Annotated in this window: 20 protein-coding genes and 1 pseudogene; 1 reads left to right on the top strand and 20 read right to left on the bottom strand. The window is 50.4% G+C overall.

Annotation, left to right across the window (positions count from 1 at the left end; genetic code table 11):
- The 6 genes and pseudogenes from ACMHXI_RS17860 to ACMHXI_RS17835 form a co-directional block, all read right to left on the bottom strand.
- Positions 1 to 458 (bottom strand): annotated as a pseudogene (locus ACMHXI_RS17860) (alpha-amylase family glycosyl hydrolase); the annotation flags it as partial.
- Positions 459 to 1,021: 563 nt separating this feature from the next.
- A complete protein-coding gene (locus ACMHXI_RS17855; RefSeq protein WP_025011861.1) occupies positions 1,022 to 1,480 on the bottom strand; it encodes a DUF2846 domain-containing protein in 459 nt (152 codons plus the stop codon).
- Between the two features lie 48 nt (positions 1,481 to 1,528).
- A complete protein-coding gene (locus ACMHXI_RS17850) occupies positions 1,529 to 2,224 on the bottom strand; it encodes a hypothetical protein (protein ID WP_025011862.1) in 696 nt (231 codons plus the stop codon).
- An 8-nt stretch (positions 2,225 to 2,232) separates the two neighbouring features.
- Positions 2,233 to 7,194, bottom strand: coding sequence for an RHS repeat-associated core domain-containing protein (locus tag ACMHXI_RS17845; RefSeq protein ID WP_413735665.1), 4,962 nt, complete (start codon positions 7,192 to 7,194; stop codon positions 2,233 to 2,235).
- A 164-nt stretch (positions 7,195 to 7,358) separates the two neighbouring features.
- Positions 7,359 to 8,315, bottom strand: coding sequence for an FG-GAP repeat domain-containing protein (locus ACMHXI_RS17840; protein WP_413735663.1), 957 nt, complete (start codon positions 8,313 to 8,315; stop codon positions 7,359 to 7,361).
- Positions 8,309 to 9,535: a SpvB/TcaC N-terminal domain-containing protein gene (locus tag ACMHXI_RS17835; protein WP_413735668.1), complete on the bottom strand. Its 1,227-nt coding sequence runs from the start codon at positions 9,533 to 9,535 to the stop codon at positions 8,309 to 8,311. Before ACMHXI_RS17835 ends, ACMHXI_RS17840 begins: the two co-directional genes overlap by 7 nt.
- Between ACMHXI_RS17835 and ACMHXI_RS17830 the strand changes: the two genes are divergently transcribed.
- Positions 9,534 to 9,722, top strand: a complete 189-nt coding sequence (locus ACMHXI_RS17830) for a hypothetical protein (RefSeq protein WP_243891941.1) — start codon at positions 9,534 to 9,536, stop codon at positions 9,720 to 9,722. The two genes, ACMHXI_RS17835 and ACMHXI_RS17830, sit on opposite strands and share 2 nt — an antisense overlap.
- A 527-nt stretch (positions 9,723 to 10,249) precedes the next feature.
- Here ACMHXI_RS17830 and dinB read toward each other — a convergent pair.
- The 14 genes from dinB to ACMHXI_RS17760 all read right to left on the bottom strand — a co-directional run bounded on the left by dinB (position 10,250) and on the right by ACMHXI_RS17760 (position 25,554).
- Positions 10,250 to 11,326 (bottom strand): DNA polymerase IV, encoded by a 1,077-nt coding sequence (dinB, locus tag ACMHXI_RS17825; RefSeq protein ID WP_208184981.1) that lies wholly within the window; start codon positions 11,324 to 11,326, stop codon positions 10,250 to 10,252.
- Positions 11,327 to 11,480: 154 nt separating this feature from the next.
- Positions 11,481 to 13,487, bottom strand: a complete 2,007-nt coding sequence (locus tag ACMHXI_RS17820; RefSeq protein ID WP_144165627.1) for a methyl-accepting chemotaxis protein — start codon at positions 13,485 to 13,487, stop codon at positions 11,481 to 11,483.
- Between the two features lie 260 nt (positions 13,488 to 13,747).
- Positions 13,748 to 14,215, bottom strand: coding sequence for a bacterioferritin (gene bfr / locus ACMHXI_RS17815; RefSeq protein WP_025011865.1), 468 nt, complete (start codon positions 14,213 to 14,215; stop codon positions 13,748 to 13,750).
- 10 nt (positions 14,216 to 14,225) lie between these two features.
- Positions 14,226 to 14,699: a bacterioferritin gene (gene bfr, locus ACMHXI_RS17810; protein ID WP_025011866.1), complete on the bottom strand. Its 474-nt coding sequence runs from the start codon at positions 14,697 to 14,699 to the stop codon at positions 14,226 to 14,228.
- 161 nt (positions 14,700 to 14,860) lie between these two features.
- Entirely contained in the window at positions 14,861 to 15,841 is a 981-nt protein-coding gene (locus ACMHXI_RS17805) for a GGDEF domain-containing protein (RefSeq protein ID WP_028779749.1), read from the bottom strand.
- Between the two features lie 104 nt (positions 15,842 to 15,945).
- On the bottom strand, positions 15,946 to 16,170 hold the full coding sequence (nqrM, locus tag ACMHXI_RS17800) for a (Na+)-NQR maturation NqrM (protein ID WP_025011868.1): 225 nt from the start codon (positions 16,168 to 16,170) through the stop codon (positions 15,946 to 15,948).
- Between the two features lie 16 nt (positions 16,171 to 16,186).
- The gene (locus ACMHXI_RS17795; RefSeq protein ID WP_107110653.1) at positions 16,187 to 17,218 is read right to left on the bottom strand and encodes an FAD:protein FMN transferase; all 1,032 of its coding nucleotides are present in this window, start codon (positions 17,216 to 17,218) and stop codon (positions 16,187 to 16,189) included.
- Between the two features lie 62 nt (positions 17,219 to 17,280).
- Positions 17,281 to 18,537: an NADH:ubiquinone reductase (Na(+)-transporting) subunit F gene (nqrF, locus tag ACMHXI_RS17790; protein WP_025011870.1), complete on the bottom strand. Its 1,257-nt coding sequence runs from the start codon at positions 18,535 to 18,537 to the stop codon at positions 17,281 to 17,283.
- A gap of 45 nt (positions 18,538 to 18,582) precedes the next feature.
- Positions 18,583 to 19,191: an NADH:ubiquinone reductase (Na(+)-transporting) subunit E gene (gene nqrE, locus ACMHXI_RS17785; RefSeq protein WP_025011871.1), complete on the bottom strand. Its 609-nt coding sequence runs from the start codon at positions 19,189 to 19,191 to the stop codon at positions 18,583 to 18,585.
- A 5-nt stretch (positions 19,192 to 19,196) separates the two neighbouring features.
- The gene (locus ACMHXI_RS17780) at positions 19,197 to 19,829 is read right to left on the bottom strand and encodes an NADH:ubiquinone reductase (Na(+)-transporting) subunit D (protein WP_025011872.1); all 633 of its coding nucleotides are present in this window, start codon (positions 19,827 to 19,829) and stop codon (positions 19,197 to 19,199) included.
- Positions 19,829 to 20,617, bottom strand: coding sequence for a Na(+)-translocating NADH-quinone reductase subunit C (locus ACMHXI_RS17775; protein ID WP_025011873.1), 789 nt, complete (start codon positions 20,615 to 20,617; stop codon positions 19,829 to 19,831). The genes ACMHXI_RS17780 and ACMHXI_RS17775 overlap by 1 nt, the downstream gene beginning before the upstream one ends.
- Positions 20,610 to 21,809: an NADH:ubiquinone reductase (Na(+)-transporting) subunit B gene (locus ACMHXI_RS17770; protein WP_096140833.1), complete on the bottom strand. Its 1,200-nt coding sequence runs from the start codon at positions 21,807 to 21,809 to the stop codon at positions 20,610 to 20,612. The genes ACMHXI_RS17775 and ACMHXI_RS17770 overlap by 8 nt, the downstream gene beginning before the upstream one ends.
- Positions 21,806 to 23,137, bottom strand: coding sequence for a Na(+)-translocating NADH-quinone reductase subunit A (locus ACMHXI_RS17765; protein ID WP_044735907.1), 1,332 nt, complete (start codon positions 23,135 to 23,137; stop codon positions 21,806 to 21,808). Before ACMHXI_RS17765 ends, ACMHXI_RS17770 begins: the two co-directional genes overlap by 4 nt.
- A gap of 371 nt (positions 23,138 to 23,508) precedes the next feature.
- Positions 23,509 to 25,554 (bottom strand): TonB-dependent receptor, encoded by a 2,046-nt coding sequence (locus ACMHXI_RS17760; RefSeq protein ID WP_101058201.1) that lies wholly within the window; start codon positions 25,552 to 25,554, stop codon positions 23,509 to 23,511.
- Positions 25,555 to 25,628 lie beyond the last annotated feature (74 nt).

Raw genomic sequence — 25,628 nt, 5'->3', positions numbered from 1 at the left:
CGATTGGCCTTGCGGGCGATATCTTCGTTTAAACAGCGCATAAACCAACTGATACTGCCAAGGCGTTCCTGCCAATCACCAATCAGCGTATCCAACAGTATTCGCTCACCGTCTGAGAGACTATCGCCCTTGAGGAACTTTGCCGCCACAGGATTGCCACTAAAGAGCATTGTCCAACGCTCAATGACTTCAAATGGCGACAACGCTTGTTGTGCAGCAAGGTCGATTTTGAGCACCAAATGGTAGTGATTACTCATGACCGCATAAGCGCAAACGTCGATGCAGAATACTGACGACAACTGCCTGATTTTATCCACTATCCAGCCACGTCTATGTTCGTAACTGCGCCCCGACAGAGCGTCTTCACCACACAAAAATGCCCTTCTGACGCAACGGTTAATCACGTGGTAGAAAGGTGTACTTTCAGCATCTATCAACTGACGACGGGCAGTGGTCATAACCAACCTCGACTGAGCTTTGATGGGTATTTCAAAGCCTAGTCAAGCCTGGGCGAAACATCAAAAAGATATGGCTGTCCTGTTTTCCTGCTAACGCCTGCTCAACATGACCAAATCTCACGCGACTATCAGCCAATGGGTTACCCGTCTGGCGAGCGTTATCTCTATGCAAAGCTGGTAGGCAAATCGTATTGTGAAACAGATAAGTGCTGTTTTCTGGATGTGTTGGCGTGAAGAGTGGCTTGCACACATCTGACTGAAGGCATGCCGGGGCCTGTCGAAGTCGGATAACACAGAGAGTCGGTTGCTGTGAAAGCCCCGAAGGGCGTGGCTTACAGACCTATCTGCTGTGTTGTGATTCTTGCAAAGGACTAGGGCCATTTGCGGCGCCCCCCCTTGCCCAGGCCTGTAAGCCGACGCAGAGCACACATGGGACTTGTTCGCACATTCATTAGCAATTAAAATGCACAAAAATGTTCCCAGCACTCTGCCATTAGAATAAGCATATCAAATTCAGCTAAAATAAGCCTCCTGCCCTAACTAACATACATGCTATTCAGCGATCATTTACTACATCGACCTTTCTTTGCCATGTCAAGCTTAGTTACAACTTCCTTCCCTTTTTTATCTTCAACATGCTCTAGACCAGCACCACCAACAAAAACCCCGAGTTTTATATACTGTTTTATGAAATAGTTTCTGCCAGTCTCTGTCTCTAGTACTAAGTCGTTAGGAGAAAATTCAGACTCCGTGGATATTGTGTGCTTCTGCCCTCCCTTAACTTCATGATAGAAGAAAATGTTAGGGGCTGTTTCGCCAATACAGTCACCGTCAACAAAAACATCTTTCTTCAGCGCTCCACCTAGATTGCCATGCCGATATATATACAGACCGGCATGCCCATCAGAAGGAGTAGTAAACTGTTTAGCTTTATTTGTAACTTCAGTACTTTCAGTAGGTACAGAAGCACATCCAGCAAACAGCATAGACACACAAAAAATCAATAACAGCTTAAATTTCATTCTACACCTCAAAAGACAACTAATTACCTAAAACTAAATCATAATGGTTTACTTCATAGTGTATCGTATTCCCACCGGATAAAAATACACCGTATACTCCTTTCTCCCTGAATCATCTATAAATGGCAGATTAATAGTGAAGTATCCATCATCTCCGACAAAATTGATATTCATAGCAACTAATTCACCACAGAGTATATCAGGGTCTACTATTAGCACTCCGACTTTGACCAGACTTAAGCCAGTCTCTCGATAGGGCAACTCGATACGCTCCCCTTGATAAAAATCAGAGAAAGCCTCTTCGGAATCAGAATATCTACAAACCAATACCCCTTCCTTCCCTTTCTCCAAACTTGGGTAACGTTTCTTCTCTAGGAATCGAAGGGGAGTCTTTCTGCCGGTTCGATACTGGTCCAACACCATATTTTGTACATCCAGAGAAATCCCTGCTTTTCGTGATGTTATAAAAATCTCTATGTTAATATCATCCAGATAGTCAATACCCGTTTTCTTTCGTGGATGATTATATATACCAGGGATCATGAACTTAACTTGTACACCATTATCAAAACTAAGTACCGGGCTGGTGATCGGAGAGTCGTAGCCGGTATCTATTGGCCCTAAGTACTCCTCCGTATCAACCCTGTTCAGGCCATAAGCGGTATGAGTATCATAGACATAATAGGCACATCCTTGTAACCAATAGCCCATAAGAAAACACATAGTCAGAAATATATTTCGCATTACGGCCCTCATTCCTGATTAGTCAAATAATAACGGTGATTCTCTAGCCCCAAAGCATAATACTGAGCGGCTATAGCGGGAGGAATTGTTGTCGCCAAGATAAGATTATTTTGTATATTCCATTTAGCCATCCATTTATCGTGGAATACGGAAAAGGCTCTAAAACCACCGACGTTTTCTGAAGACCATTGTAGTACAGGTGAATATTCCGACATCCAGTAATTCACATTAGAAGTGTCAAATATCACCCTGTTTTCCGCTGGTGACCAGTCAAAAAAGTCCATTCGAGGTTTAGCCAGTGAGCTTTTCAATACCTCAAGGTCTTTTGCATTGAGTGTTGACACATCCCGTCCCACAAGCCCACGCCTCACAGCATCAGATCCTACCTTGACTTCTACCGACGTTCCAGTGTTGCTAACATTGGCATTTTCAACACCTGTACCCTCGAGCTTAATAACAGCGTTCTCCTTTGAGGTATTCCATGATGATTCATATCCTGAGTACTTATCCATAGCAATTTTCAAGCCTTGAGCCATAACCGCCAATTTAGCACCTTGACTACAATTCCCACCTGATGCAGCACCTGCAGCACATCCTCCCAAAGCAGCAACACCGATACGGTTGAATGCATCGCCAAAGCCACCAACACTCCCAAAGTTGGCGTATCCTCCTGCTGCTCCGGCTATCGCTCCGGAAAAAGCACCTTTTAGTGCCCCTCTCAAACTACCGGTTGCAAGCGCTCCTCCAGCAAACCCTCCGGCTGCTCCCGCTATCGCACCGGTTGCGACGGCTCCGGCTGTTGTCAAAGATGCGGCACTGGTTGTAGTTGCTGCTGTCCCCCAAGTAGCCCCCCAACCAGCAACCCAACCCGATGCTGCGCCATATGTAACAACAGTCACAATAACGGCAACAATCGGTTTCCAGAATTTTTTGAAGAATTCTCCTATTTTCTTAAAGAAGAACCCACTCGGATCGGTATAACTCATCGGGTTATTCAAAACATAACTATAACGGTTATAGCTTTGTGTATCGGTTGGCGCTTGGATATGCGGATCGGCCTGCAAGAAACGTCCTATGGTGGGGTCATAGATACGCCCATTCATATGGATAAGATTCAGGTTATCTATACCTTCATGCCCGGTATAACCTTTGGATGCAGCTGGCGCGATATAATCATTCAACAGTGAATGGCTATAGGCGGCGGTTTGTTTACCCCAAGGGTCATAGGTAAACTGCTGCACCACATTACCGGACTTATTGGTAATCGTCGTGGTTGAGCCTTGATGGTCTTTGTGCAGATAAAACTCGTCAACAGTGTTATTACTACGCTTGGTTATCACCAAATTGCCGACATACAATTTTTGCTCGGTGAGTGCCGGTTTGTTGCCGCCGCTACGGGTGACTTTCTCATACCCCCCGACATATAAGGTGGTGAGATAGCTTGTCACTCCCGCTTCAACTTTAACGTCGTAACGCTCGAAGCGTTGCCGGTTGGCATCATACTTAAAGCGGGTTGATTCCCCACCTTGAGTAATGTTGGTGACCAAATCGTAAGAACTGTAAGTGAAACGGCGACTGCCATCCTGGGTGATATTGCCATTATTGTCATAGGTCATGGTATGTGATGGCCCATCGGATATCAGGCAACTTGAACCATTGAGCACACCATTGGCCGGACAGGAATAGATCACTGCGGCACTGAGCTGACGGCGACAACTGCTACCGGAAACCGACCAACCACTTGGGCAACTCCAACTACTGGGGCTGGCTGTCTGGGTACCTGTGCAGTTGGTTCCTGACAGCGCAGTTCCAGCAGGACAGGACCAGCTAGGCGCTGCAGTATAATTCTTGTTACAGACACTACCCGATAAGGTACTGCCGGCCGGGCATGACCAAGTGTTGTTTTGGGTCACTACTTTGTTGCAGCTACTGCCGGACAGGGTACTGCCTGCGGGACATGACCAGCCATTACTCTGGGTTTGCAATTTGGTGCAGCTGGAGCCTGAAAGCGTACTTCCTGTTGGACAGGTATAGGTATAATTCGCCAGCTCTGTTTTCTTACACTGCTCTCCACCAGGCCACACATTGTTATAACCCGAAGGGCATTTCCAATCACAGACTTGGGCACGGGTACTGAACTCAGGGATAGTACTCTTGGGGTCTCTACCTCCTCCACCACTTCCCGTACATACCCATTTAGCCCAGGTAGTACTGGTTTGAGTACACTTATCTTGTGCACTGGAATAGCTATAACCAGCCGGACAAGTCTTGGCAGCACTGGAAACCACCTTCTTCTCACAGCGTTTAGCAGTGCTGTTGTAGGTGTATCCGGCTGAGCAGGTTGCGGTTGCCTGTGATGTCACAGTCTTCTGGCAGGTACTGCCATTCCAGTTGTAACCCGCAGCACAAACGGCGGTTGCCGGACTGGATACTGTTTTAAGGCATTGACTACCACTCCAGGAATAACCTGCCTGACAAACAGGAGTCGCAGGCGTTGAGATGGCTTTCTGGCAGTTGCTGCCATTCCAGCTATAGCCGACAGGGCATACCGCAGTGGCCGCTCTTGTCTCCGTTTTGAGGCAACTGGTTTTGCTGCTGTTGAAAGCATAACCTGCCGGGCAGGATTTACTGGCCGCAATTGTACTTGTGTTGGCAATGGAGGCCAGACGATAGGGGTTGGTGCTATCGTAGCGGTAATCACCAACACCGGTTTTAAAGGTGATATTGCCCAAATCGTCATATTGCATCTCATGGGTGGCTTTAAAGTCTGATGGCAGACTCGTACCACCGGAGTGGATGCTGACGGTACGTTCATACAGGCGATACAAATCATCATAGTGATAGTTTTCGCTGAATGTGGCCGGAGCCGAAGACAGGCTGTGCTGCCGGTACTCCAGGTTACCTACAGTATCAAAGCGATAGTCAAGCTGATGGGCTGTTACTCCCGCAGTGGTCAAATTGATACCGCTAACCCAGCCAGTGGTTGCATCAAAAACGGTTGATTCCTGGGCACCATTACCATAACGCACCTGCTCCACCTGACCTCGGGCATTCATTTCGGTGATAGTTTGATATGCCTTACCTGTTTGTTGGTCGGTACGCTTGAAAAGGTATCCCTGAGCGTTGTAGTGGTTGACAACCGTCAGCAAGTTATTGGGGTATGTCTGAGTCGCCGCTCTGCCATGGCTGTCATAGCTAAAGCGATGCTCATAGCTACTACCTGCTATGCTTGTCTTGCTGCTGGCCAACCGGCCGGCACTGTCATACCCGCTCTGCTTGCTGTGTACCCAGCCGGTTTGAGAGCAATTGGACACAACGGTGTCGAAACGGGTTTCCGTAATAAGTAAACCGGCAGTTTTGCTGCCTTTGTTACCATAGGTCCAGCAAGAGGTGCCATCTGGCTCAGTTTGCCTGACTTTACGCCCTAGAATGTCATAGTAGATAAAGCTGGATTGGGATTTACCATTGGTCTGTGACAGCATTTCGCCAAAGGCGTTATAAGTGTAGCGCCACTGTCCCTTATCAATGTCCTTGGTGCTGATTTTGCGGCCGTAGGCATCATAGCTTGCCTCGGTGCGCAGCAGCTCTTGTCCCGAGGCTGAGGTGATAAAACTTTTCACCAGCTTGCCACTGGCATCATAGACAAACTCCAGTTCGTTGCCGATATCATCAACAACTTTAAATTGCTCACCCATGGCATTGGAGATAGCACGCTTTTGCTTGCCATTGGGGTCTATCGTCAGCGTCTCAAATCCCAGATATTGAATACTGGAAACGCCGCCGTTGGGATTGGTTTGGTTGATGACCCGACCAAAGTGGTCGTACTCTATTTCGGTGTAATAGGCACTGATACCGGCAAAAGCGGGTTCATATTGTCTGACAGGCCTTCCCTGCGCATCGTAGCTAGTTGCAGTAACAATCCATTGCCCATCAAAACCCTGCTTCTGCTTACCGACTTCACGGCCATATTTATCTGTGATGACTTTGGATTGAGGCGCACCGGCCTTGGTCTTGGTGGTAACCAAATGGCCATGACTGAGAGGTGAACACCCGGCATCACAGGTGGCATACTGATAGCTTGTTGGAACACCATCCGGAGTGACTTCCCGCACCAGCCTTCCCCACTTGTCATGGTCTTTGGTCAGTTTGCGACCATTGGCATCAGTCACGGTAATTTGAGTGATTTTACCCGTTACCTGGTCTGCCGACTGACCATTGTAGGTATAGGTGCTGCTGTCGCCTGCCGCGTTGGTCACTGTCTTGAGCAGACGCCCTCTGGCATCGAATAAATAGCTCATCTGTCTCGACTGCTGGGTGTTGCCGGCGGCATCTACGCCTCCGGTGACCCGCTCGGTCAGGGTGTTGCCGTAAATGTCATAGATTTTGTCGGTAGTCAATTTGTAGCGATTGTCATTTGGCGATACCGTTGAGTTCATCAGCAAACTGTTATCGTAATAGCTGAATGCGCTCTCGGTCACTATCGCCTGAACCTGCTCTCGCTGATTAAAGCGTGATTTAGTCACCCTGGTATGACTCAGTCGCCCCTTGGCTTCGCCGCCACCATGACCGTCATACTGGTTAACCGTCTCGCCCCTTGAAACCAATTGATTGGCTTCAAGGTCAGTCACATCCGCTTTAATGGCAATGGCATTTCCCCAGTCGTCGAACTGAGTCTGGGTGTTTGTCTGCGTTAACTCCCTTACCCCTCCATCGCTGCCATATTGAGAGGTACGCTCCACCACGTTTTCTTCAACCCGGCGATAAATGCCGTCATTGCCTCGCTGAAAGCTGTATTCATTGGTTGCCGAGTACAAGGTTTTTCCCTGATAGGTTTGTTTGGTTGCCAGGGGCAAACCTATTTGCGGGAACAACTGATGATAGATAGTCTCGGTCACCACCTGAGTCTGATTGTCTATGGTGCGTAATAACTCAAACCCGGCCGAGCCACGCCCCAAACGGTTTATCAGCAAGCCGCCATACTCATAGTTAACGGAAACCTGGCTGCTGTCCCCGGTTTCGGTGGCAACTTGCTTAACAACTTTTTGCGGCGGAATAAGGGAGAAGTTACGACTGCTGTCCAGATAACTGGATACCTGAGTCTTATAGACACTGTATTCGCCAGCAGACTTTTCCGTCAGCGGCGCGTAGTCACCCTGGTCTTGACTCCAAATCCGTCGGTAATCCCCTTGATGGTATTGTGATATGCATGGCTCTTATGGGTTAACCTTTGCCATTGACCGTTACTGAGAGAGACAATATCCAGCTTTCCACGACCATCAATATCCGCGAAATTCAATGGTTGATCGGACAGGTCATTGATTGCGCCATAAGTGGTCCATGAAGTTAACTCGGGGTTGGAGTGATACACCAACGCCTGAGACGAGGTATGCTGAACCACCATTTCAGCTCTACCATCACCCACGATATCGATAAAATAGGTTTTGTACTTCTGAGTATCGGAAGTGGTAACGCCCGTATCGATTCGAGGCAAAAAACCATTGCCATCTGACAGTTGAATAAACCATTTATTATTATGGACATAGGCAATATCCGACAAGCCATCACCATTGAAATCGGCACTGCGTAAGGTATTGGCGATATTGAGATTATTGTGCTGCCCACGATAAATTTTTTGATGCCGGCGATAACTGGAGCCAGTAGAGACATAAAGGTTCCAATACTCGTAATCACTGACAGACCAAGTACCTCTGATGTCCATCCGGCATTCGTTTTCGGTCACTCCCGAAATCACTTTGCCGCTACCGGAGATACACACAGCTTCCCGCTCTCTAACCTCCAACATAAAGTCGGTGAGTCCATCACCGTTGATATCCATAAAGGAGCTGCCAAAACCTCGACTGGAATGCCACTGGTGAACGCTGGTGTTGTGCCCAACTTCAGTACTGGGGAAGCTATAAAGACTTTGCGCCGCAGCAAAACTTCCATTTCCCAAGTTGCGATACCACTTGATGGCGCCACCATCAATGAAGATGATGTCTTCCAATGCGTCACCATTGACATCGGCAACCAGCGCCTTGCCTTCAAGCCCGATAGCCTTAAGCCCCAAATCCTTGAGCGTGTAATTCACCACACGCTCAATATCCTCACATAGTTGAGTACCGCCGCCATTAGGCTCACACACTGTGTGCTGATAAGTGGAGGGTTTAAAAGCCAATTGGCGGTTTCACTGTTGGCCACCAGCAAGTCACGCTGGCCATCACCATCATAGTCTATGGTTTGGGCATAAGCCGCCTTACCGGCACCGGTCGAGGCCATCGCCTGTTCAATACCCGACTGAATACCACGCTTGTACCAACGCCCGTCCCGTACATAAACGATATCTGATAAACCGTCACCGTCCATATCAAAAAACTTGGCGGTGTCGTTGTTACCGGACGGAATCCTCAACGCCCGTCTGCCGGAAAAGGGCTGATAAGCAGGGCCAGCAGACGCACTCGCCTGTCTGTCCCACTCAAAGGTTATCGGTGTACTGCAGTCGGTTTGGGTTTGACCAATACAGGCTTTAACCTGCTCAAGGTAATCATGCTTATCACTGGAAGTCGCCTTGTGATACGTCAGGTAATAGGTTTTGTCGACTTCGTCATCCAGCCTCACCTCAATCTTTTGCAGTTGCTGCTTTATCGCAACAGAGGTGCCATAGGAATAACCATACTTAGGGTAACTGAGGGGGGTATAGATAAATCTGACCTGATTATAGGGAGCCTCACCATTGCTGTGCCCGGCATAATCGATGCTTTTCAGGTATTGCTCACCAGCGGTGTTTTCATAGTGATAACTAATGTAGTTACCTACGGAGTCCTCAATGGCCTTCAGACTCCAATGATAAATCACATCACTGTTGTTTTGAGATACGGACCGATAACCATCTCCGGATGATGAGGTGCCATTCACATCCAGAAACTGCTTCCCGGAAACCTCATCCACATCGCCATAGAAATAGGTGTCTCCCGATTTGGTTTCAACCTTGAAGGCCGCTGGACCGCCGCCAGGCGCCTGGCCAATCACAGTCACCACAGAGGCATCATCCAGCTCCTTACAGTACTCGGCGCCATTTAGACTATGGGTTCCGGCGGTTAAAACCAGACGAGCACCGTCAAGGCAGTAACTGTCCTTGTTGGTAAGCTCTACACCTTGTAAATAGCCATCCTGTTCAATGGTTTTTGGGCAGCGGCTGATGGCGGAAAGCCCTTGAAGCCCCCACCCCAATCCCATAATGGTTTCTCCGCCACCTGATGAATAACTCAGCTCTACGGCGGGCTTTAACTTGCCTCTGGCTGCGGGAGTATCTATGGGGATGGTATATGTTGCCGCACCTTGCTCACTAACCCGAAAAGAGCCACTTAAAGGGACGCTGGATGAAGCAAATACATTGTTTTGGGTAGCAATAGAGAGCAAAAAAGGGAAATGGGGAGCCCGTACTTCATATAAAACACTCCATGTTTTAATTATTATCAATAGTCCCAAAAAAACGGGTTAAGCCAACTTAAAGCAAACTTTTTGTTATCCAAACAACCTACCACAAAAAACCAAACATTAAAATAATTAACTTTTACATTACCAATCTTCAGGTGTTACTCAGAAAGCTCAAAGAGTTAAGAAGGATACAAACAGAAACACTCACCAAGAAAACGCGAAAATTCAAAGAATATTTCCCATCAAGCAAGTTAAATGCTTCTTATAAAACCATCACCACATCAAATCGATTTAAAACTTATTACAAAGATCTCAAAACGTAACTAAGTAGAGCCCATTCACTCTAATATAGAAATCTATTAAAAATAGATTTTGGTTTTTTAGAATTTGAAATTCGCAGAAATTCAACAGAAAGCTTGTATCGAGCTTATAATTACGTATATACAGTAAGACTTACACTGCGACAGTGGCAAGGTATCGCCAGCTATGCTTGTGAGTCGGAATACGCTGAAAACCTACTATAAAGAGCCCATATGGAACAGAAATGGAGCTTGTTTATCCCCTCGCTGAGTGCAAACCATCAATTGGGGATTAGAAAGCCAGATCCAACTGCTGCAGAGCTTCCTCTGCCGGTGAGTGGCTATCATCCTGGCTGACCAGCCCGGCAGCCACCCCCAGCAGACGGATGCCACGGCCGTTGGCTCTTTGCAATGCCTGGGTCAGCAAGTCATCCAGCAGGCGCACAGATAACTCACTCGAGCGGGTTTCTATGGTGGTCTGTTTAAAGTCACTGAACTTGAGTTTGACCACCAGCTTATGAATTTGCCTGTCTTTGGCTCCGCGCTCCAGACGGCGGGCCAACTCCTGCACCAACGGTGGCATTACCTGACGACACTGAGCCAGGGTATGGATATCCTCTGCCAGCGTGGTTTCTACCCCAACAGACTTGCGCTCTCGGTTGATGGTCAGTTCACGCTCGTCTATCCCCTGAGCCCTTTCATAAAGCAAGGTACCAAACTTTCCAAACCGCTGTTGTAACTTGGCCAGCGGCACCTTTTGCACATCCGCGCAGGTATGCAACCCCATATCGGCCAGCTTCTGGGCGGTGACCTTACCGACGCTGGGGATCTTGATAAGCGGCAGGTTTTTTACAAATTCGGGCAGTGCCTGTGGCGTGACCACATACTGGCCGTTGGGCTTGTTGAGATCCGATGCCACCTTGGCGAGAAACTTGACCGGGGCGATACCTGCCGAGGCAGTCAGGCCGGTTTCCGCCAGGATATCGGCGCGAATAGCCTCGGCAATTAGGGTGGCCGAGCCTTGGTATAGTGAGCTATCGGATACATCCAGGTAGGCTTCATCCAGCGACAGAGGTTCAATCAGTGAGGTATAGCGGGCGAAGATGGCCCGTATCTCTGCCGAGACTTCCTTATAGACAGACATGCGCCCGGGGATCAGCAGCAGATCCGGGCAAAGCTTTAACGCATAGGCCGAGGCCATGGCAGAGCGAACGCCGAATTTACGCGCCTCATAATTGCAGGTGCTTATCACCCCGCGTCTGTCACTGCTGCCGCCGACGGCCAGAGGTCGACCACGATATTCTGGAAAATCACGCATCTCCACCGCGGCAAAATAGCAGTCCATGTCGATATGTATGATCTTTCTCAAGCTTGCTTTCCGGATCTCAAAGGGCTCGGTCGAGCCGGACACAAACAGAGTACTGTATAAAAACACAGTTAACAAGCCAGGATAACGAAAAAGCAGATCAATCGAGAGCAAAAAAGGAGAGCCAAGGCTCTCCTTAATGGATTTAAAGCTCGTCTTAATCGATGCGGAACTGACCTATGTTGCGCCCCAGAGCCGTGGCCAACTGTTGGAATGCCAGCATCTGATGTGACAGCTCTTCGCTGGCGCTCAGGGATTCATCGGAGCGGCCACGAACATTTTCAATGTTGCAGGCCACTTCTTCGGCCACCACAGCCTGCTGGCCTATCGCCGCAGTGATCTCCATGGTTTGCAGCTGGATGGCATCCACTGCCGCGGTTATTTCCGTCAGTGCCTGCTCCACTTCCAGAGTCAGACTTTGGCCCTGGTTGGCCTCCCTGACTCCGGCTTCCATCACCTGTTCGGCTTGTTGTGCCTGTTGCTGCAGAGTCTGGATAATACCCTGAATATTGGTCGTGGAGTCCTGAGTGCGGGATGCCAGGGTGCGCACCTCATCGGCCACAACCGCAAAGCCCCTTCCCTGCTCGCCGGCGCGAGCCGCTTCAATGGCGGCGTTGAGTGCCAGCAGATTGGTTTGCTCGGCAATGGCGCGGATCACACTGAGCACCTCGCCTATCTCCTCTGAGCTGCTTCTGAGCGCCCGAATAACCCCCGCAGCCTGGTTGACCTGTGTGGAAAGTGAGTGCATTCCCTGACTGGCCAGCTGCACCACATCTGCGCCGTTTCTGGACTGCAACAACGCCGTCTCGGAAAACTCGGCGGCTCGTTGGGCGCTGGTCGCCATCTCCTGGCTTGTGTGGGCCATTTCGGTAGCGGCTGTGGCCACTGAGGCAATTTCCTGTTTCTGGGCGCTGACAGAGGCCAGTGCGTTGTCACACACCTCAGCCGCGGCGGCAACACCATTATCCACCCGACCACTGAGTTCACGGGTTTCCAGCAACAGACTCTGCACCTTGGCGGCAAAACGGTTGAATGCCGCGCCGAGACGCCCAAGTTCATCGGCGCGGTTGATTTCAATGCGCCGTGACAAGTCGCCCTCACCCTCGGCGATATCTTCCATGGTGTGCAGCAGGCTATTGAGATTACGCCGAAACGGCAACATCATCAGGAAAACGGTTAACGCCACCAGTAAAATAATCCCCACTGAGACCAGGCTGGTTTGCCAAAGGCTTTGCTTCACCGGTGCCTGAAACACTTCATTGGGCAACATGAACCCCAAATACCAGCGCACTTTGGGATAGTCACCGCGAATGGCAATGTAGCTCACCCGCTGCAACTCTCCCTGATAAGTGACTTCGGCAATACCGGCATCCCGGGTTTGCATTTCACGTTTCAGTTCACTAAAACCCTGATTGTCGCCGCTGAGATTGTCAATAACGGCCGCATCAGAGCCGGCGGGAAACCCCTGGTTAAAACCCGGGAAGTACACCAGCTTTCCCTGCTCCGTCATCAAAAACGCCTGGCCTTCGCCCCGGTATTTGATTGGCGCCAGCAGGTTTTTACCTATGGTATCGATGAGAATATCCATACCGCCTATGCCTATCAGGCGACCATTGGCATCCTTGACTACAGTCTTGACCGTGGCCGAGATTGAGCCGTCATTGGCATCCACGGCCGGGTCACCGACAAACAAACCATTTCTGTCTATCGCTTCCTGCCACCAGGGACGTTTGTTGGTGTAGTAGTCGGGATCGCCATCGTAACGGCCATTGAGATCAAAGTACTCGAAGGTATTGGCCGAGCCGAAGAACACCGACTTGATCTCCTTGTCCTGCTCGGAGAAAAAGTGGAAGTAATCCACCAGCTGTTGATAGCCGGGATCGAGGCTGAGATCCGAGCCACGGCTATGGTATTTGGCAAACCAGTTATTGATGGCAGGGTTAGCAAAGACAGAGTGAATAATCTGCCCCTTGGCGTAGAAGTAATTGCCGATTTCATTGGCCTTGAGGGTGATCAGCGCCGATATGTCCTGATCTATGCGGGCACGGGTATCGTCGCTGCTGCTCTTGACCATCACGGCGGCCACTATAGACAACAACAGCGCCAGGGCACCGACGATAGCCAATACAAGTTGCAAACTGAGAGAACGTCTTATCTGCTCCATTGCGAGTCCTATTTGTTATATTTTTATTTAAGGAAACCAGCAATGTATCAGAATCTGTTAACAATTTTGAATACTAAATGACAAGAAACAATATAATTTTCTATGTAAACAATCCACTGCACCAAACCGAAGCAATTCAGTGCCTTATTGCCCAACTCAAGTGCATTCAAATTCAATTCAGGCTCAATGCAACACCAGATAGCAAAAGAGCCGTAATAGCGGCTCCTGTCGTGACGGCTTTGATACCGTTACAGATACCGTTACATCTTGGACTGGATGTAATTCTGTAACCCAACCTTGTCGATAAGGCCCAGCTGTTTCTCCAGCCAATACATGTGATCGTCTTCGGTTTCTTCCAGCAATAGCTCCAACAACTCCCGGCTCTGATAGTCCTTGAGTTGCTCACACAAGGTGATGGCTTCTCTCAAGTTGGCGGCAACCTTATATTCATATTGCAAGTCGTTGTGCAGCATCTCCTGCACATTCTTGCCTATGGTGAGGGCGTCGCGACTGGCAACATCCGGAGTGCCTTCCAGAAACAGGATCCGTGCAATCAACTTGGCGGCATGCTCTCTTTCATCGTCCGACTCATGCTTGATCCGCTCATAGAGCTCATTTAGCCCCCAGTCTTCATACATATGAGCATGCACAAAGTACTGATCCATTGCCGACAGTTCCCCGGTCAGCAGCTTGTTGAGCACATCTATGACTTGCTGATGGCCTTTCATACCTGTCTCCTTATTCTTTCTCAATCTGTGACTGCAGATAGTTCGCCAGTCCGGTCAGGCTTATCAGCTCAAACTGAGCTTCCAGCCAATCCAGGTGTTCCTCTTCATCTTCCAGCAGATCCTCGAGGATATCGCGACTGACATAATCACGCTCAGTCTCACACAGGGCAATGGCATCTCGCAGCACTGTCAGTTGCTCTTCCAGCATCTGTTTGTCACAGGCCAGCATCTCTTCGCTGTGTTCACCTATGCGTAACTTGTCCAACTGTTGCAAGTTGGGCAGGCCTTCGAGAAACAACACCCGCTCGATAAGCTTGTCGGCGTGCTTCATATCCTGAATCGATTTCTTGTAGGCTTTGTGGTTGAGTCCTTCCAGGCCCCAGTTCTTGAACATGCGGGCATGAAGGAAGTACTGATTGATGGCTGTCAGCTCACAGGTCAACACCTTGTTGAGCTGGGACACCACTTTGGGATGACCTTTCATTATCTCGTCCTTTAGCTTTGATTAAACTTGATCCAAGTCAATGTTTCCAGCCTAGCCCAAAGCGGGACGCATTACAAATTAACCTTTAATTTCACAAACTTACAAAAGATAACCATTATCATTTTAACTAAGGTTAGCAAGCTACTTTTAAGCACAAGTGATTAAAAAAGCTCGATATCATCTTCTATCTGTGGCCCCTGGAGCTTGCCTTCTTCCAACAGTTGCCCATAAAACGCCACTTGGTTGCGACCATTGCCTTTGACAAAATACAGTGCGTTGTCGGCCTGATTGAGCAAGGTTCCGGGCTCAACCCGGGGATCTATCCCCACAATGCCCATAGAGATGCGGATCCCGCCCAACCGCTCCTGCTGCAATTTGGCCAGCCTGTGGGTAAACTCCTGACACAGCTTAAGCAAGGCACTGCGGGTACGCGGCGCCGGCAGGATAACAAACTCATCACCGCCAAAACGAAACATGAGATCCTGAGGGTTAAACACCTGCTTCATCAGCGCCGAAACCTGCAACAGGACTTCATCGCCATAGAGGTGGCCGAAGGTATCGTTGATTTTCTTGAAATAGTCTATATCGAAGATGCAAATCCACAGCTTGAGTTCCTCTTCGGCGTCCATACTCGCCTGTTCCTGCTTGAGTTCACAGGCAATTTCCACCGAACTGTATAACTGTGGCAAAAAGGCTTTGCGGTTCAATAGATTGGTAAGGCTGTCGGTTTCACTCTCCACCACTATGTGGAAATAGTTCTCATAGACTTTGGCAAAACCTCTGAGCAAAACCATATCTTGCTCAGTCAATAAAGGCGCGCTGACCAAGAGCACCTTGGTGAGTTTATCGTTGATGATGATGGGAACGGCCAACTCCTGGTGCAGACCGTTGGAGAAACAGATCTCCCTTTGTTGTTCGATACAGAGTTTGACCGACACAGCCAGCGTGGCGCCGTTGACATTGCGCTGGCCATCCAGGCCCCCTTTACGCTTGGTGAGCTTATCCACATCCAGGATACACACCTCATCTATGTTGAGCATTTGCGATACTGTGGACACAAGGCTCTCGGCAAGAGAATCCAACTGCCGCTGCTCGGTCAACTGTACCACTGAATCGAGAATAGCTTCCGGCTCTCTGCTCATCGGCATATCTCCTCTACAGAGCGCTTGTCCATGCCACAGAGTGTAGTACAGCAGGAATTAACGGGCGGAGCGGACGAAAAAAAGGCCTCCGAAGAGGCCCTTTTTCAAATAATTCTATCTTTGGTTAAACGCTCGCGCCGGGCTTCTTCAGCCGCTTCACGGGCCTTGCGTTTATCGCAGGGCTCATCACAGTCGCAGGCCTTTTCTATACCCAAAACCCCGAGGCCACCACAGCTGCCCTGTACCGCCTTGCGCTTGATTAAATAACCCACAGACATCAGCAGGAAGAACGCCAGCAGAATCACAAAGGCCGCAATAAAAGTACTCATAAAGGCTCCAATTACTCTAGTGGACGAAGGCTTTAAACGCAGAGCTATAGTATACCTTAAACCCTTCGTCCTGTTTTTCAATCAGCATGATGGCCAGCTTTTCCTTTTCGGCCAAGGCCAGCGAGGCTTCTGTGCCCATCACCATCATGGCAGTGGCAAAACCATCGGCCGTCATACACTCAGGGTGCAACACAGTGACAGAGGCCAGTCTGTGCTCTACCGGAAAGCCACTGCGTGGGTCGATAATATGAGTGAAGCGCTGTCCGTCCTCCTCATAGTAGTTGCGATAGTCGCCCGAGGTAGCCATGGCCATGGTGCCCGGCTCTATCACCTGTTGCACTGCCCGGCCATTATCCGCCGGCTGCTCTATCGCCACCCGCCAGGGTTTGCCATCGTCTTTGGTTCCCTTGACGCTGATCTCACCGCCAATCTCCACCAGATAACCTTTGGGCTGATACTTATCCAGCAAACGAGCCACTTTATCGACCCCGAATCCTTTGGCTATGGATGACAAGTCCACATAGACGCTGGACTGACTCTTGCTGAGCAGGTCCCCTTCTATCTGAATGGCATCTATCCCCATTCGCGCCTTGGCCTCGGCTATCTGCTCGGCAGAAGGCACTTCCAGAGGCCGTTTGTCCGGGCCAAAGCCCCACAGGTTGACCAAGGGCCCCAGGGTGATATCGAGCGCGCCGTCAGTGAGCTGATATAACCTGATACCTTCACGGATATTGGTAATGGTATCGGCTGAAACTGTCAAACTCTGGCCTTGCTGGAGCTGATTGAAACGCGAAAGCTCGGAGTCGGGTCTGTAGGTCGACATCTGGTCGTTCACCTGCTCCAGTGCCATATCGATTTCAGCCTGCAACAACTGGGCATCCGGCAAACTTTTGCTGTTAACCACCTTAATATGATAAGTGGTGCCCATGGTACTGCCGGAGAGCGCAATCACTTCATCCTGACTGCTGCAACCAGAAACAAAAAAGGCCAATCCCATAAGGACCAGCCAATTTGCCAGCGTTGTAAACTTAGCGGTCTTGAACTGCATACTATGAATTTCCCTTACAAACTGGCACTGCCAAAAGGCAGTGCCAGGGAATGAACTAATGCTTAGCCACCGAAGTCATCCAGGAGGATGTTTTCATCTTCAACGCCAAGATCTTTCAGCATAGCAATTACCGCTGCGTTCATCATTGGAGGTCCACACATGTAGAACTCACAATCTTCAGGGGCGTCGTGCGACTTGAGATAGTTCTCATAAAGCACGTTGTGAATGAAGCCTGTGTAGCCATCCCAGTTATCCTCAGGCTGAGGATCGGACAGGGCCACATGCCAGACAAAGTTATCATTCTCAGCCGCCAGGCCATCGAAATCTTCAACATAGAACATTTCGCGCTTGGAACGGGCACCGTACCAGAAGCTCATCTTACGCTTGGACTTAAGACGCTTGAGCTGGTCGAAGATATGAGAACGCATAGGCGCCATACCTGCACCACCACCGATAAAGACCATTTCAGCATCGGTATCTTTGGCAAAGAACTCACCGAATGGACCGGAGATAGTGACTTTATCACCTGGCTTGAGACTCCAGATGTAAGACGACATCTTACCACAAGGCAGACTCAGATTCCGTGGTGGAGGTGTGGCAATCCGCACGTTCAGCATGATAATGCCAAACTCTTCCGGATAGTTGGCCATAGAGTATGCACGAATGGTTTCTTCATCAACCTTGGATTCCAGGTTGAAGAAGCCAAAGTGTTCCCAGTCACCACGATACTCTGCTGGAATATCGAAGTCTTTGTACTTCACATGGTGAGCAGGGGCTTCAATCTGAATATAACCACCAGCACGGAAAGGTACAGACTCGCCATCAGGGATCTGCAGCTTAAGCTCTTTAATGAAGGTCGCCTTGTTATCGTTGGAGATAACAGTACATTCCCACTTCTTGATGCCGAAGATCTCTTCGTCCAGCTCAATTTCCATATCTGACTTGACGTTAACCTGACAAGACAGACGGCAACCCTTACGGGCATCACCCTTGCTGATATGATCCAGTTCGGTTGGCAGAATATCACCGCCACCGGACTTAACGTTGACACGACACTGACCACAAGAGCCACCGCCACCACAGGCAGATGACACGAAAATACCGTTGTTGGCCAAAACGCCCAGCAACTTGCCACCGGCAGCAGTGGTAATCGCCTTCTCTGGGTCACCGTTGATGCCAATAGTAATATCACCGCTGGAGACCAACTTGGATTTGGCGAACAGGATCACCAATACCAGGATCAGAACTATCGCGGTAAACATACTCACACCGAGGTAAACCTCGAGTGGAGTAGACTTAAAAATACCAAGAATATCCATTAACTTATCCTTAGAGGTTCAATTTCGGAAGCCGCTTGGTGTCCCTTAAAGGGACACACCAGAGAACGACATGAAACCTAAGGCCATCAGACCCGCAGTGATAAAGGTAATACCCAGACCACGCAGACCATTAGGCACATCAGCATACTTCAGCTTCTCACGGATACCGGCCAACAGGACGATAGCTAATGCCCAGCCCAAACCGGAACCGAAACCGAACACCAGGCTCTCACCCAGGTTGTAGTCACGTTCAACCATGAAGGATACCGCACCGAAAATCGCACAGTTTACTGTGATCAGCGGCAGGAAGATCCCCAGGGCGTTGTACAGTGGCGGGAAGTACTTATCCAGAGCCATTTCCAGGATCTGAACCAAGGCTGCGATAACACCGATAAAGGTAATGAACTTAAGGAAGCTCAGATCGGCATCCGGTACACCGGCCCAAGCCAATGCACCAGGAGCCAGGATACCCTGATAGATCATCTGGTTAACTGGTACTGAAATAGTCAGTACCACAATAACCGCAACCCCGAGACCCATGGCCGTCTTCACTTTCTTGGAAACGGCCAGGAAGGTACACATCCCCAGGAAGAAGGCCAGTGCCATGTTTTCGATGAAAACAGAGCGAATTAACAAACTGATATAATGTTCCATCGCGCTTACCCTTTTGCTTCTACTTGCTCTGGCTTATAAGTGCGGATTATCCAAATCAGAATACCGATCAGGAAGAAGGCACTTGGCGGCAGCAGTAACAGGCCGTTGGGCTGATACCAGCCACCGTCTGAGATTTTGGAGAGTATCTCAACACCAAACAGCGAACCGTTACCAAAGAGTTCACGGACGAAACCTACGCTCATCAGCACCAGACCATAACCCAGGCCGTTACCTATACCATCCATAAAGCTCATCAGTGGTGGCGTCTTCATCGCATAGGCCTCGGCACGGCCCATCACGATACAGTTGGTAATAATCAAACCAACGAATACCGACAGCTGTTTGGAGATGTCGTAGGCGTATGCCTGCAGCACCTGATCCACCACGATTACCAGCGAGGCAATAATGGTCATCTGCACAATAATCCGCACGCTGGCAGGAATATGGTTACGTATGATGGAGATAAACAGGTTGGAAAACGCTGTTACCGCCGTCAGTGCTATGGTCATCACCAATGCGGTTTCCAGCTTACTGGTTACCGCCAGGGCACTACATACCCCGAGGATCTGCAGCGCAATAGGGTTATTGCTGACTATAGGTCCGGTGAGAACCTGTTTGAGTTCTTTACTGTCGGCCATTAGCTCAATCCTCCATTGCGTGCTTTTTCAATAAAGCGAGCAAAACCTTCATCGCCCAGCCAGAATGTCAGCGAGTGCTGAACACCATTACTGGTCAGGGTCGCGCCGGACAAGGCATCAACACCATGGTCTGTCTCGGCTACGGCTGGGTTTTTAGTCACTGTGATAGCTATGTTGCCCTGCTCGTCAAACAGCTTCTTGCCCTGCCATTTGGCTTTCCAGCTTGGGTTTTCAACTTCGCCGCCCAGTCCAGGGGTTTCACCTTGGTTGTAATAAACCAGGTTCTGGATGGTGTTCATGTCCGGTTCCAGCGCCAGGAAGGCGTACATGGTTGACCACAGGCCATAGCCATGAACCGGCAGGATCACGCTGGTCACTTTACCGGCATCATCACGCACCAGATAAACCACGGCATTTTTGGCAATCCGCTTAACCGAAGCAATGTCATGCTCAGGCACCACAGAGGTGGCTGGATCACGAGAGGCTTTCTGTTGATCATAGGTATCGCCGTTGATATCGGTCACTTCGTCACCGGTTTTCAGCTCGATAACCTTGGCTTCAACATACTTTTTGTAAGTTTCCAGAACCACATCTTTGCTGACCTTGCCGGATTTGGTGTCGATCAGGTTGGCGGCTTCCAGAATAAATTTCTGCTTATCCAGCAGTTTGTTTTCCTGCTGGGTTGGCTTGAGCAGTACTGCTGCGGTCGATACGAAAATCGAGCAGATAAGACACAGGCCAACGACGACAAATAGCGTTCTTCCGAACGAATCCTTATTACTAGCCACGAGCAATCCTCCGCTTGATGTTTGCCTGGACTACAAAATGGTCAAACAGTGGCGCAAACAGGTTGGCAAACAGAATCGCCAGCATCATGCCCTCTGGGAATGCAGGGTTGATAACACGGATAAACACTGCCATGGCACCTATCAGGATACCGTAAGCCCATTTGGCCTGGTTGGTGAAGGAAGCCGACACAGGGTCAGTGGCCATAAACATCATACCGAAGGCAAATCCACCCAGAACCAGGTGCCAGTACCAAGGCATGGCGAACATGGGGTTGGTTTCAGAACCGACCAGGTTCAGCAGCAGTGACACGGCAATCATACCAACCATCACGCCGCCGACGATGCGCCAGGAAGCGATACGGGTATAGATGATAACCAGACCACCGAGCAGGATAGCCAGAGTGGAAACTTCACCGACAGAACCAGGAATAAAGCCGAAGAAGGCATCCCACCAGTTCTGGTTGAAGGCATAGTCCAGGGTACCTGAAGCCGCTTGGCTCAGCGCAGTGGCGCCGGAGAAACCGTCAGCAACCACCCAGGAGTTGTCACCGGACATGTTCAGCGGATAGGCAAAGAACAGGAAGGCACGACCGGCCAGTGCAGGGTTGAGGAAGTTACGCCCGGTACCACCGAACACCTCCTTGGCCACAACCACACCGAAGCTGATACCCAGTGCCACCATCCACAATGGGATAGTTGCAGGCAGCGTCAGGGCAAACAGCACAGAGGTCACGAAGAAACCTTCGTTGACTTCATGGCCACGAACCGAGGCGAACAGCACTTCCCAGATACCACCGACCGCGAAGGTCACGGCATATATAGGCAGGAAGAAACAGGCGCCATACCACATCAAGGTGGCCCAGCCGGAATCGGCTGTCAGCTGAGTACCGAAGAGTTCAAACAGACCCACCTGCCAAACATCGGGAGTACCGAAGCCGGCGGCCAGGGCGATTTGTGCCTGCAGACCCACGTTGTACATCCCGACAAACATGGCGGGGAAAGTACAGGCCCAGACGGTAATCATCATGCGTTTCAGATCCAGGTTATCGCGCACATGGGTCTTGCCCTTGTTCACTTTACCCGGGGTGTAAAAAATGGTCGCTGCGGCTTCATAGAGCGCATACCACTTCTCGTATTTACCGCCCTTTTCAAATTGCGGTTCAATACGCTCAAGAAAATCTTTCAAGCTCATAAGCCTTCCCTCTCGACGGTCTCCAAGCAGTCACGCAGGTATGAACCATAGTCATACTTACCGGGACATACGAAAGTACACAGTGCCAGGTCTTCTTCATCCAGCTCCAGCGCACCCAATGCCACGGCGCCATCGGTATCACCGGAGATCAGATCACGCAGCAACATAGTGGGCAGAATATCCAGAGGCATCACCCGCTCATAGTTGCCGATTGGCACCATGGCCCGTTCGGAACCACCGGTACTGCTGGTCATATTGAACAGACGGGAAGGACTCAAGTGACCCAGGAAAGCACGGGTAATGGAGAATTTATCGGCTCCAGGCATTACCCAACCGAAGAACTCTTTCTCTGTGCCTTCTTCAATCAGGGTCAACTGCTGGAAGTAGCGTCCCATATAAGCATGGGGACCTGTTGCAGTACGGCCGTTGAGCACAGAACCTGAGATAACCCGAACTTGGCCATCGGCTTCGTCTTGGGTCAGGGCCTGAGTGCTGGCACCCAGCAGAGTGCGTACCAAGCGAGGGTTCTTGGCTTTAGGGCCAGTGATGGCCACAACGCGCTGGTTGTTCAGTTCACCTGTGGTAAACAGCTGACCTATCGCGATGACGTCCTGGTAACCCAGGTACCATACGCTGCGACGGGCAGAGGCAGGCATCAAGAAGTGGATATGAGTTCCAGGCAGACCCGCTGGATGGGGACCGGCAAACTCTTCCACTTGGGCATTGCCCGCTGGAATGTCTGCTCCTGGTGCTTTACAGACGAAGACTTTGTCTGTCAGTCGGGCCAGTACTTTTAGGCCGTTGACGAAATCGTCTTTATGCTCAGCGATAACAACTTGAGGGTCACCTGCCAGTGGCTGGGTGTCCATGGCTGTCACGAAGATAGCCGCTGCTGTCGCATCCACTGCCGGCACCTTACTGAAAGGACGGGTGCGCAATGCGGTCCACATACCTGATTCAATCAGATTGTCGCGAACCTGCTGCGGTTCCAGAGTATCCAGAGCCTGGGCATCATACTTGGCAAAAGAGACGGCTTCGTCCCCTTCGATCTCTATGACGACTGACTGCAGAACACGTTTGGCGCCGCGGTTGATTTCTAATATTGTGCCACTGGCCAAAGCCGTATATTTGACGCCAGGATTCTTTTTATCTTCAAAAATCACCTGACCTTTTTGCACTTTATCGCCCACTTTGATCTTCATCGTTGGACGTAAGCCAATATACTCTTCACCCAAAGTAGCTACGTGTTTAATGGCTGGGCCATCATGGATAACTTGCTTTGGTCCGCCTGCTAGAGGCAAATCCAATCCTTTCTTAATTGTAATCATATCCACATGCACTACGTTTTGAAGGAAAGACAATGCGCCGCGTTCCTGCTAACCCCCGACTCTCACACAAAAAATCGAGCGTTGAGCTAGCGCAGATTTATCACAGAAATGCGATCGCAATCACGCTGGTCGCGCGCATTTTACCCCAATTGCAACGCTATCGCCACGAAAATTGTAGTGTTTTAACCTGCTTTCAAAGCGACCAAGAGAGAATCGAGCGGAGTTGAACAAGCGGAGATAGCGGCAAGCGGGCGAAAGGCAGGATTTTGTCCTGACTCATAAAGTTATACTTTTCATTTTTAAAGAATTAATCAACCAAATAGTCGAAAATACTTATTTCACCTCCCCGGCCTTACCGGGGAGGCTCTGCTTCAAAATTTCATTCGGTAGCCCAGCTGTAAACGTCTGCCAACACTTGCCAATAAGCCACTGTCATCTTCACGTAACGGGCTCGCGTCATCGAGCAGATCCTCGGCGCGAAAATAGAGCTGATGTTTTGAGTTGAAGTCATAACTCAGCAGCAGATCCAGTTGCATGCTGTCCTTTGCCGTCACCTGAGGGGTAAGGCTTGCCACTTCTGAACGATATATCCCCAGAGCCCTGGCCTTAAAGCCGTCCCACTCCAGCCCAAGATGAAGACTCAAGGCATGCTCGGGCAACCAGGGCAGCTGTTTATCGGCCATGAGGCAAGGTCCGCTCAGCATAAGACAACCCGAGTGCTGCGCCTTGGCTTGGGTGTAATGGTACTTGAGCCCCATGGGCCAATTGACAGTGCCTGAGTCCAGGCTGTAGTCGAGCGCCAGTTCGGCGCCTTTGACATCCACTTCCCCGAGATTGTATTGATTGAGGCGCAGCGCTGGGTCGCAGAAGCTATTTGCCGTGCAATCAAAATGCAGATTGTCGAAGTCTCGCTGGTACAGGCTCAGTGCACTTTTCAGCCTACCTGACTCAAAGCGGCCACCGAGTTCATATTGCCAGGCTTGCTGGGAGCGTTGCCCCAGGTTGCCGGGGCTCGCCGCCGCCCAGGCTCTGCCGGCACTGATGAACAGGCTCAGTGCCTCCCCGCGCCAACTGAGCTTGGCCGTGGGTAACCATTCACTTTCGGAGAAATCCGCGGCTGAAAGCGGCACTGTTTCGCTACTGCGCTCCAAGCTGACATCTTCATAGCCGACGCCGAGCTCCAGAGTCACGGCCGACCAGTTGAGTTCAGCCGTCACCGCCGAGCTCCAGACACTGGCCTTGTCATCAATCCTGACACTCAGACTCTGCGCAGTATCACTCAGTAGTCCATCCTGCCATAACCAACTCCCCAGGCCGGGTGCCAGCTCGGCCTTGTCTCTGTGCCAGCGGGCACTGTAACTCACCTTGTGGCGACCATATTGAGTAATGGCCTGAGTCTGGAGCCCCATAGCCTCGAAGTCATCATCACAGCGAAAGTCGACCAATGAAACCGCGCCGATAGCAGCGGCATCCAAGGCCGCCAGTTGCTCAAGCACGTCACCTTGAATAAAGGCGCCATTGGCAAAACTCATCTGCAACTGCGAGCTATGATGGCTATGGTAGTAAAGCTCGGTAAACACCCGGGAGCCGGCAGTAGGCTCAACGCGGTGTGACAGCTGATATCTGTGACTGCGGCTCTTGAGTCTATCCTGCGTGGCAGCGCCATACACCAACTCAGGGTTCAGTTGCCAATCGGCAGCCGTCAGCCCCATTCCCGGCAAAAACTGCCGCTGCTGTGAATACTGATACTTGAATTCAGTATGTTGTCGGCTGCGGGCACCCGGCAAGCTGTTGGCCGCTATCTTGAAAAGGACCTTGGTCTGGCTGTCGTCTTGCCCCTGCTCGGCGCTTCTCGGCTCCTGCCAGGGTTGCTGGCGCCTGTGGCTCGCCTGCAGCAACACCTTATAGTCATCGGCATCAATAAGACCGCGGCCCTCGGCGCCCCAACCTTTATCTTCATTGCCCTGAAGCCGCACACTCTTGCCCGGAGATTCGTGCAACCCCAGGCTTTGCGTTTCCAAAACGCCAAAACTGCCGCTACCGCCATGGAGCAAGCTACCGGCGGCATTGGCCGAACTGGCAACCAGGGTATCAGGATCCGGCAGTTGCCACAGATAAGGTGCAGAGTAAGGTGCCGGCGCCAGATTGACCCTGTCTTCGATAATCGCCATTCCGGAATGGCCGCTGCCACCGGCGCCGCGGATACTGAAACTGCCAGGCAGGGTTGGGATAAGCTCGCCACCGGCGGTCAATTGCCGCTCGGCCGAGTCATAGTACATGGCATTGATTGCTGCGGGCTCAAAAACCGGATGGTCAGCAGCCAAAGGTTCGGAAGCATGCGCCCACGGCCCGGCCAAACTCCCGCTCACCAAACCGGCCACGGCACTCACCTTAAGCAAGCCACGCCTCTGACTCATATCCCAATCCCCTATCAGCAGTTACCGCATATTTGATGTTATATTTTTGTAAACTAACTGATTTGCGGACAAAA

This window comes from Shewanella sp. BJSY2023SW005 (genome assembly GCF_047314585.1).
Taxonomy (GTDB): Bacteria; Pseudomonadota; Gammaproteobacteria; order Enterobacterales; family Shewanellaceae; genus Shewanella; species Shewanella algae.
The sequence above is the reverse complement of the archived record's forward strand: the minus strand, read 5'-3'. Positions and strand labels throughout refer to the sequence as shown.

What these genes read in the sequence shown, in the direction of transcription:
- ACMHXI_RS17855 (WP_025011861.1), bottom strand. Translation starts at nt 1,480, where the DNA reads ATGAAATTTAAGCTGTTATTGATTTTTTGTGTGTCTATGCTGTTTGCT.
- ACMHXI_RS17850 (WP_025011862.1), bottom strand. Translation starts at nt 2,224, where the DNA reads ATGCGAAATATATTTCTGACTATGTGTTTTCTTATGGGCTATTGGTTA.
- ACMHXI_RS17830 (WP_243891941.1), top strand. Translation starts at nt 9,534, where the DNA reads ATGGGGATGGTATATGTTGCCGCACCTTGCTCACTAACCCGAAAAGAG.
- ACMHXI_RS17820 (WP_144165627.1), bottom strand. Translation starts at nt 13,487, where the DNA reads ATGGAGCAGATAAGACGTTCTCTCAGTTTGCAACTTGTATTGGCTATC.
- bfr (WP_025011865.1), bottom strand. Translation starts at nt 14,215, where the DNA reads ATGAAAGGCCATCAGCAAGTCATAGATGTGCTCAACAAGCTGCTGACC.
- bfr (WP_025011866.1), bottom strand. Translation starts at nt 14,699, where the DNA reads ATGAAAGGTCATCCCAAAGTGGTGTCCCAGCTCAACAAGGTGTTGACC.
- ACMHXI_RS17805 (WP_028779749.1), bottom strand. Translation starts at nt 15,841, where the DNA reads ATGAGCAGAGAGCCGGAAGCTATTCTCGATTCAGTGGTACAGTTGACC.
- nqrM (WP_025011868.1), bottom strand. Translation starts at nt 16,170, where the DNA reads ATGAGTACTTTTATTGCGGCCTTTGTGATTCTGCTGGCGTTCTTCCTG.
- ACMHXI_RS17795 (WP_107110653.1), bottom strand. Translation starts at nt 17,218, where the DNA reads ATGCAGTTCAAGACCGCTAAGTTTACAACGCTGGCAAATTGGCTGGTC.
- nqrF (WP_025011870.1), bottom strand. Translation starts at nt 18,537, where the DNA reads ATGGATATTCTTGGTATTTTTAAGTCTACTCCACTCGAGGTTTACCTC.
- nqrE (WP_025011871.1), bottom strand. Translation starts at nt 19,191, where the DNA reads ATGGAACATTATATCAGTTTGTTAATTCGCTCTGTTTTCATCGAAAAC.
- ACMHXI_RS17780 (WP_025011872.1), bottom strand. Translation starts at nt 19,829, where the DNA reads ATGGCCGACAGTAAAGAACTCAAACAGGTTCTCACCGGACCTATAGTC.
- ACMHXI_RS17770 (WP_096140833.1), bottom strand. Translation starts at nt 21,809, where the DNA reads ATGAGCTTGAAAGATTTTCTTGAGCGTATTGAACCGCAATTTGAAAAG.
- ACMHXI_RS17765 (WP_044735907.1), bottom strand. Translation starts at nt 23,137, where the DNA reads ATGATTACAATTAAGAAAGGATTGGATTTGCCTCTAGCAGGCGGACCA.
- ACMHXI_RS17760 (WP_101058201.1), bottom strand. Translation starts at nt 25,554, where the DNA reads ATGAGTCAGAGGCGTGGCTTGCTTAAGGTGAGTGCCGTGGCCGGTTTG.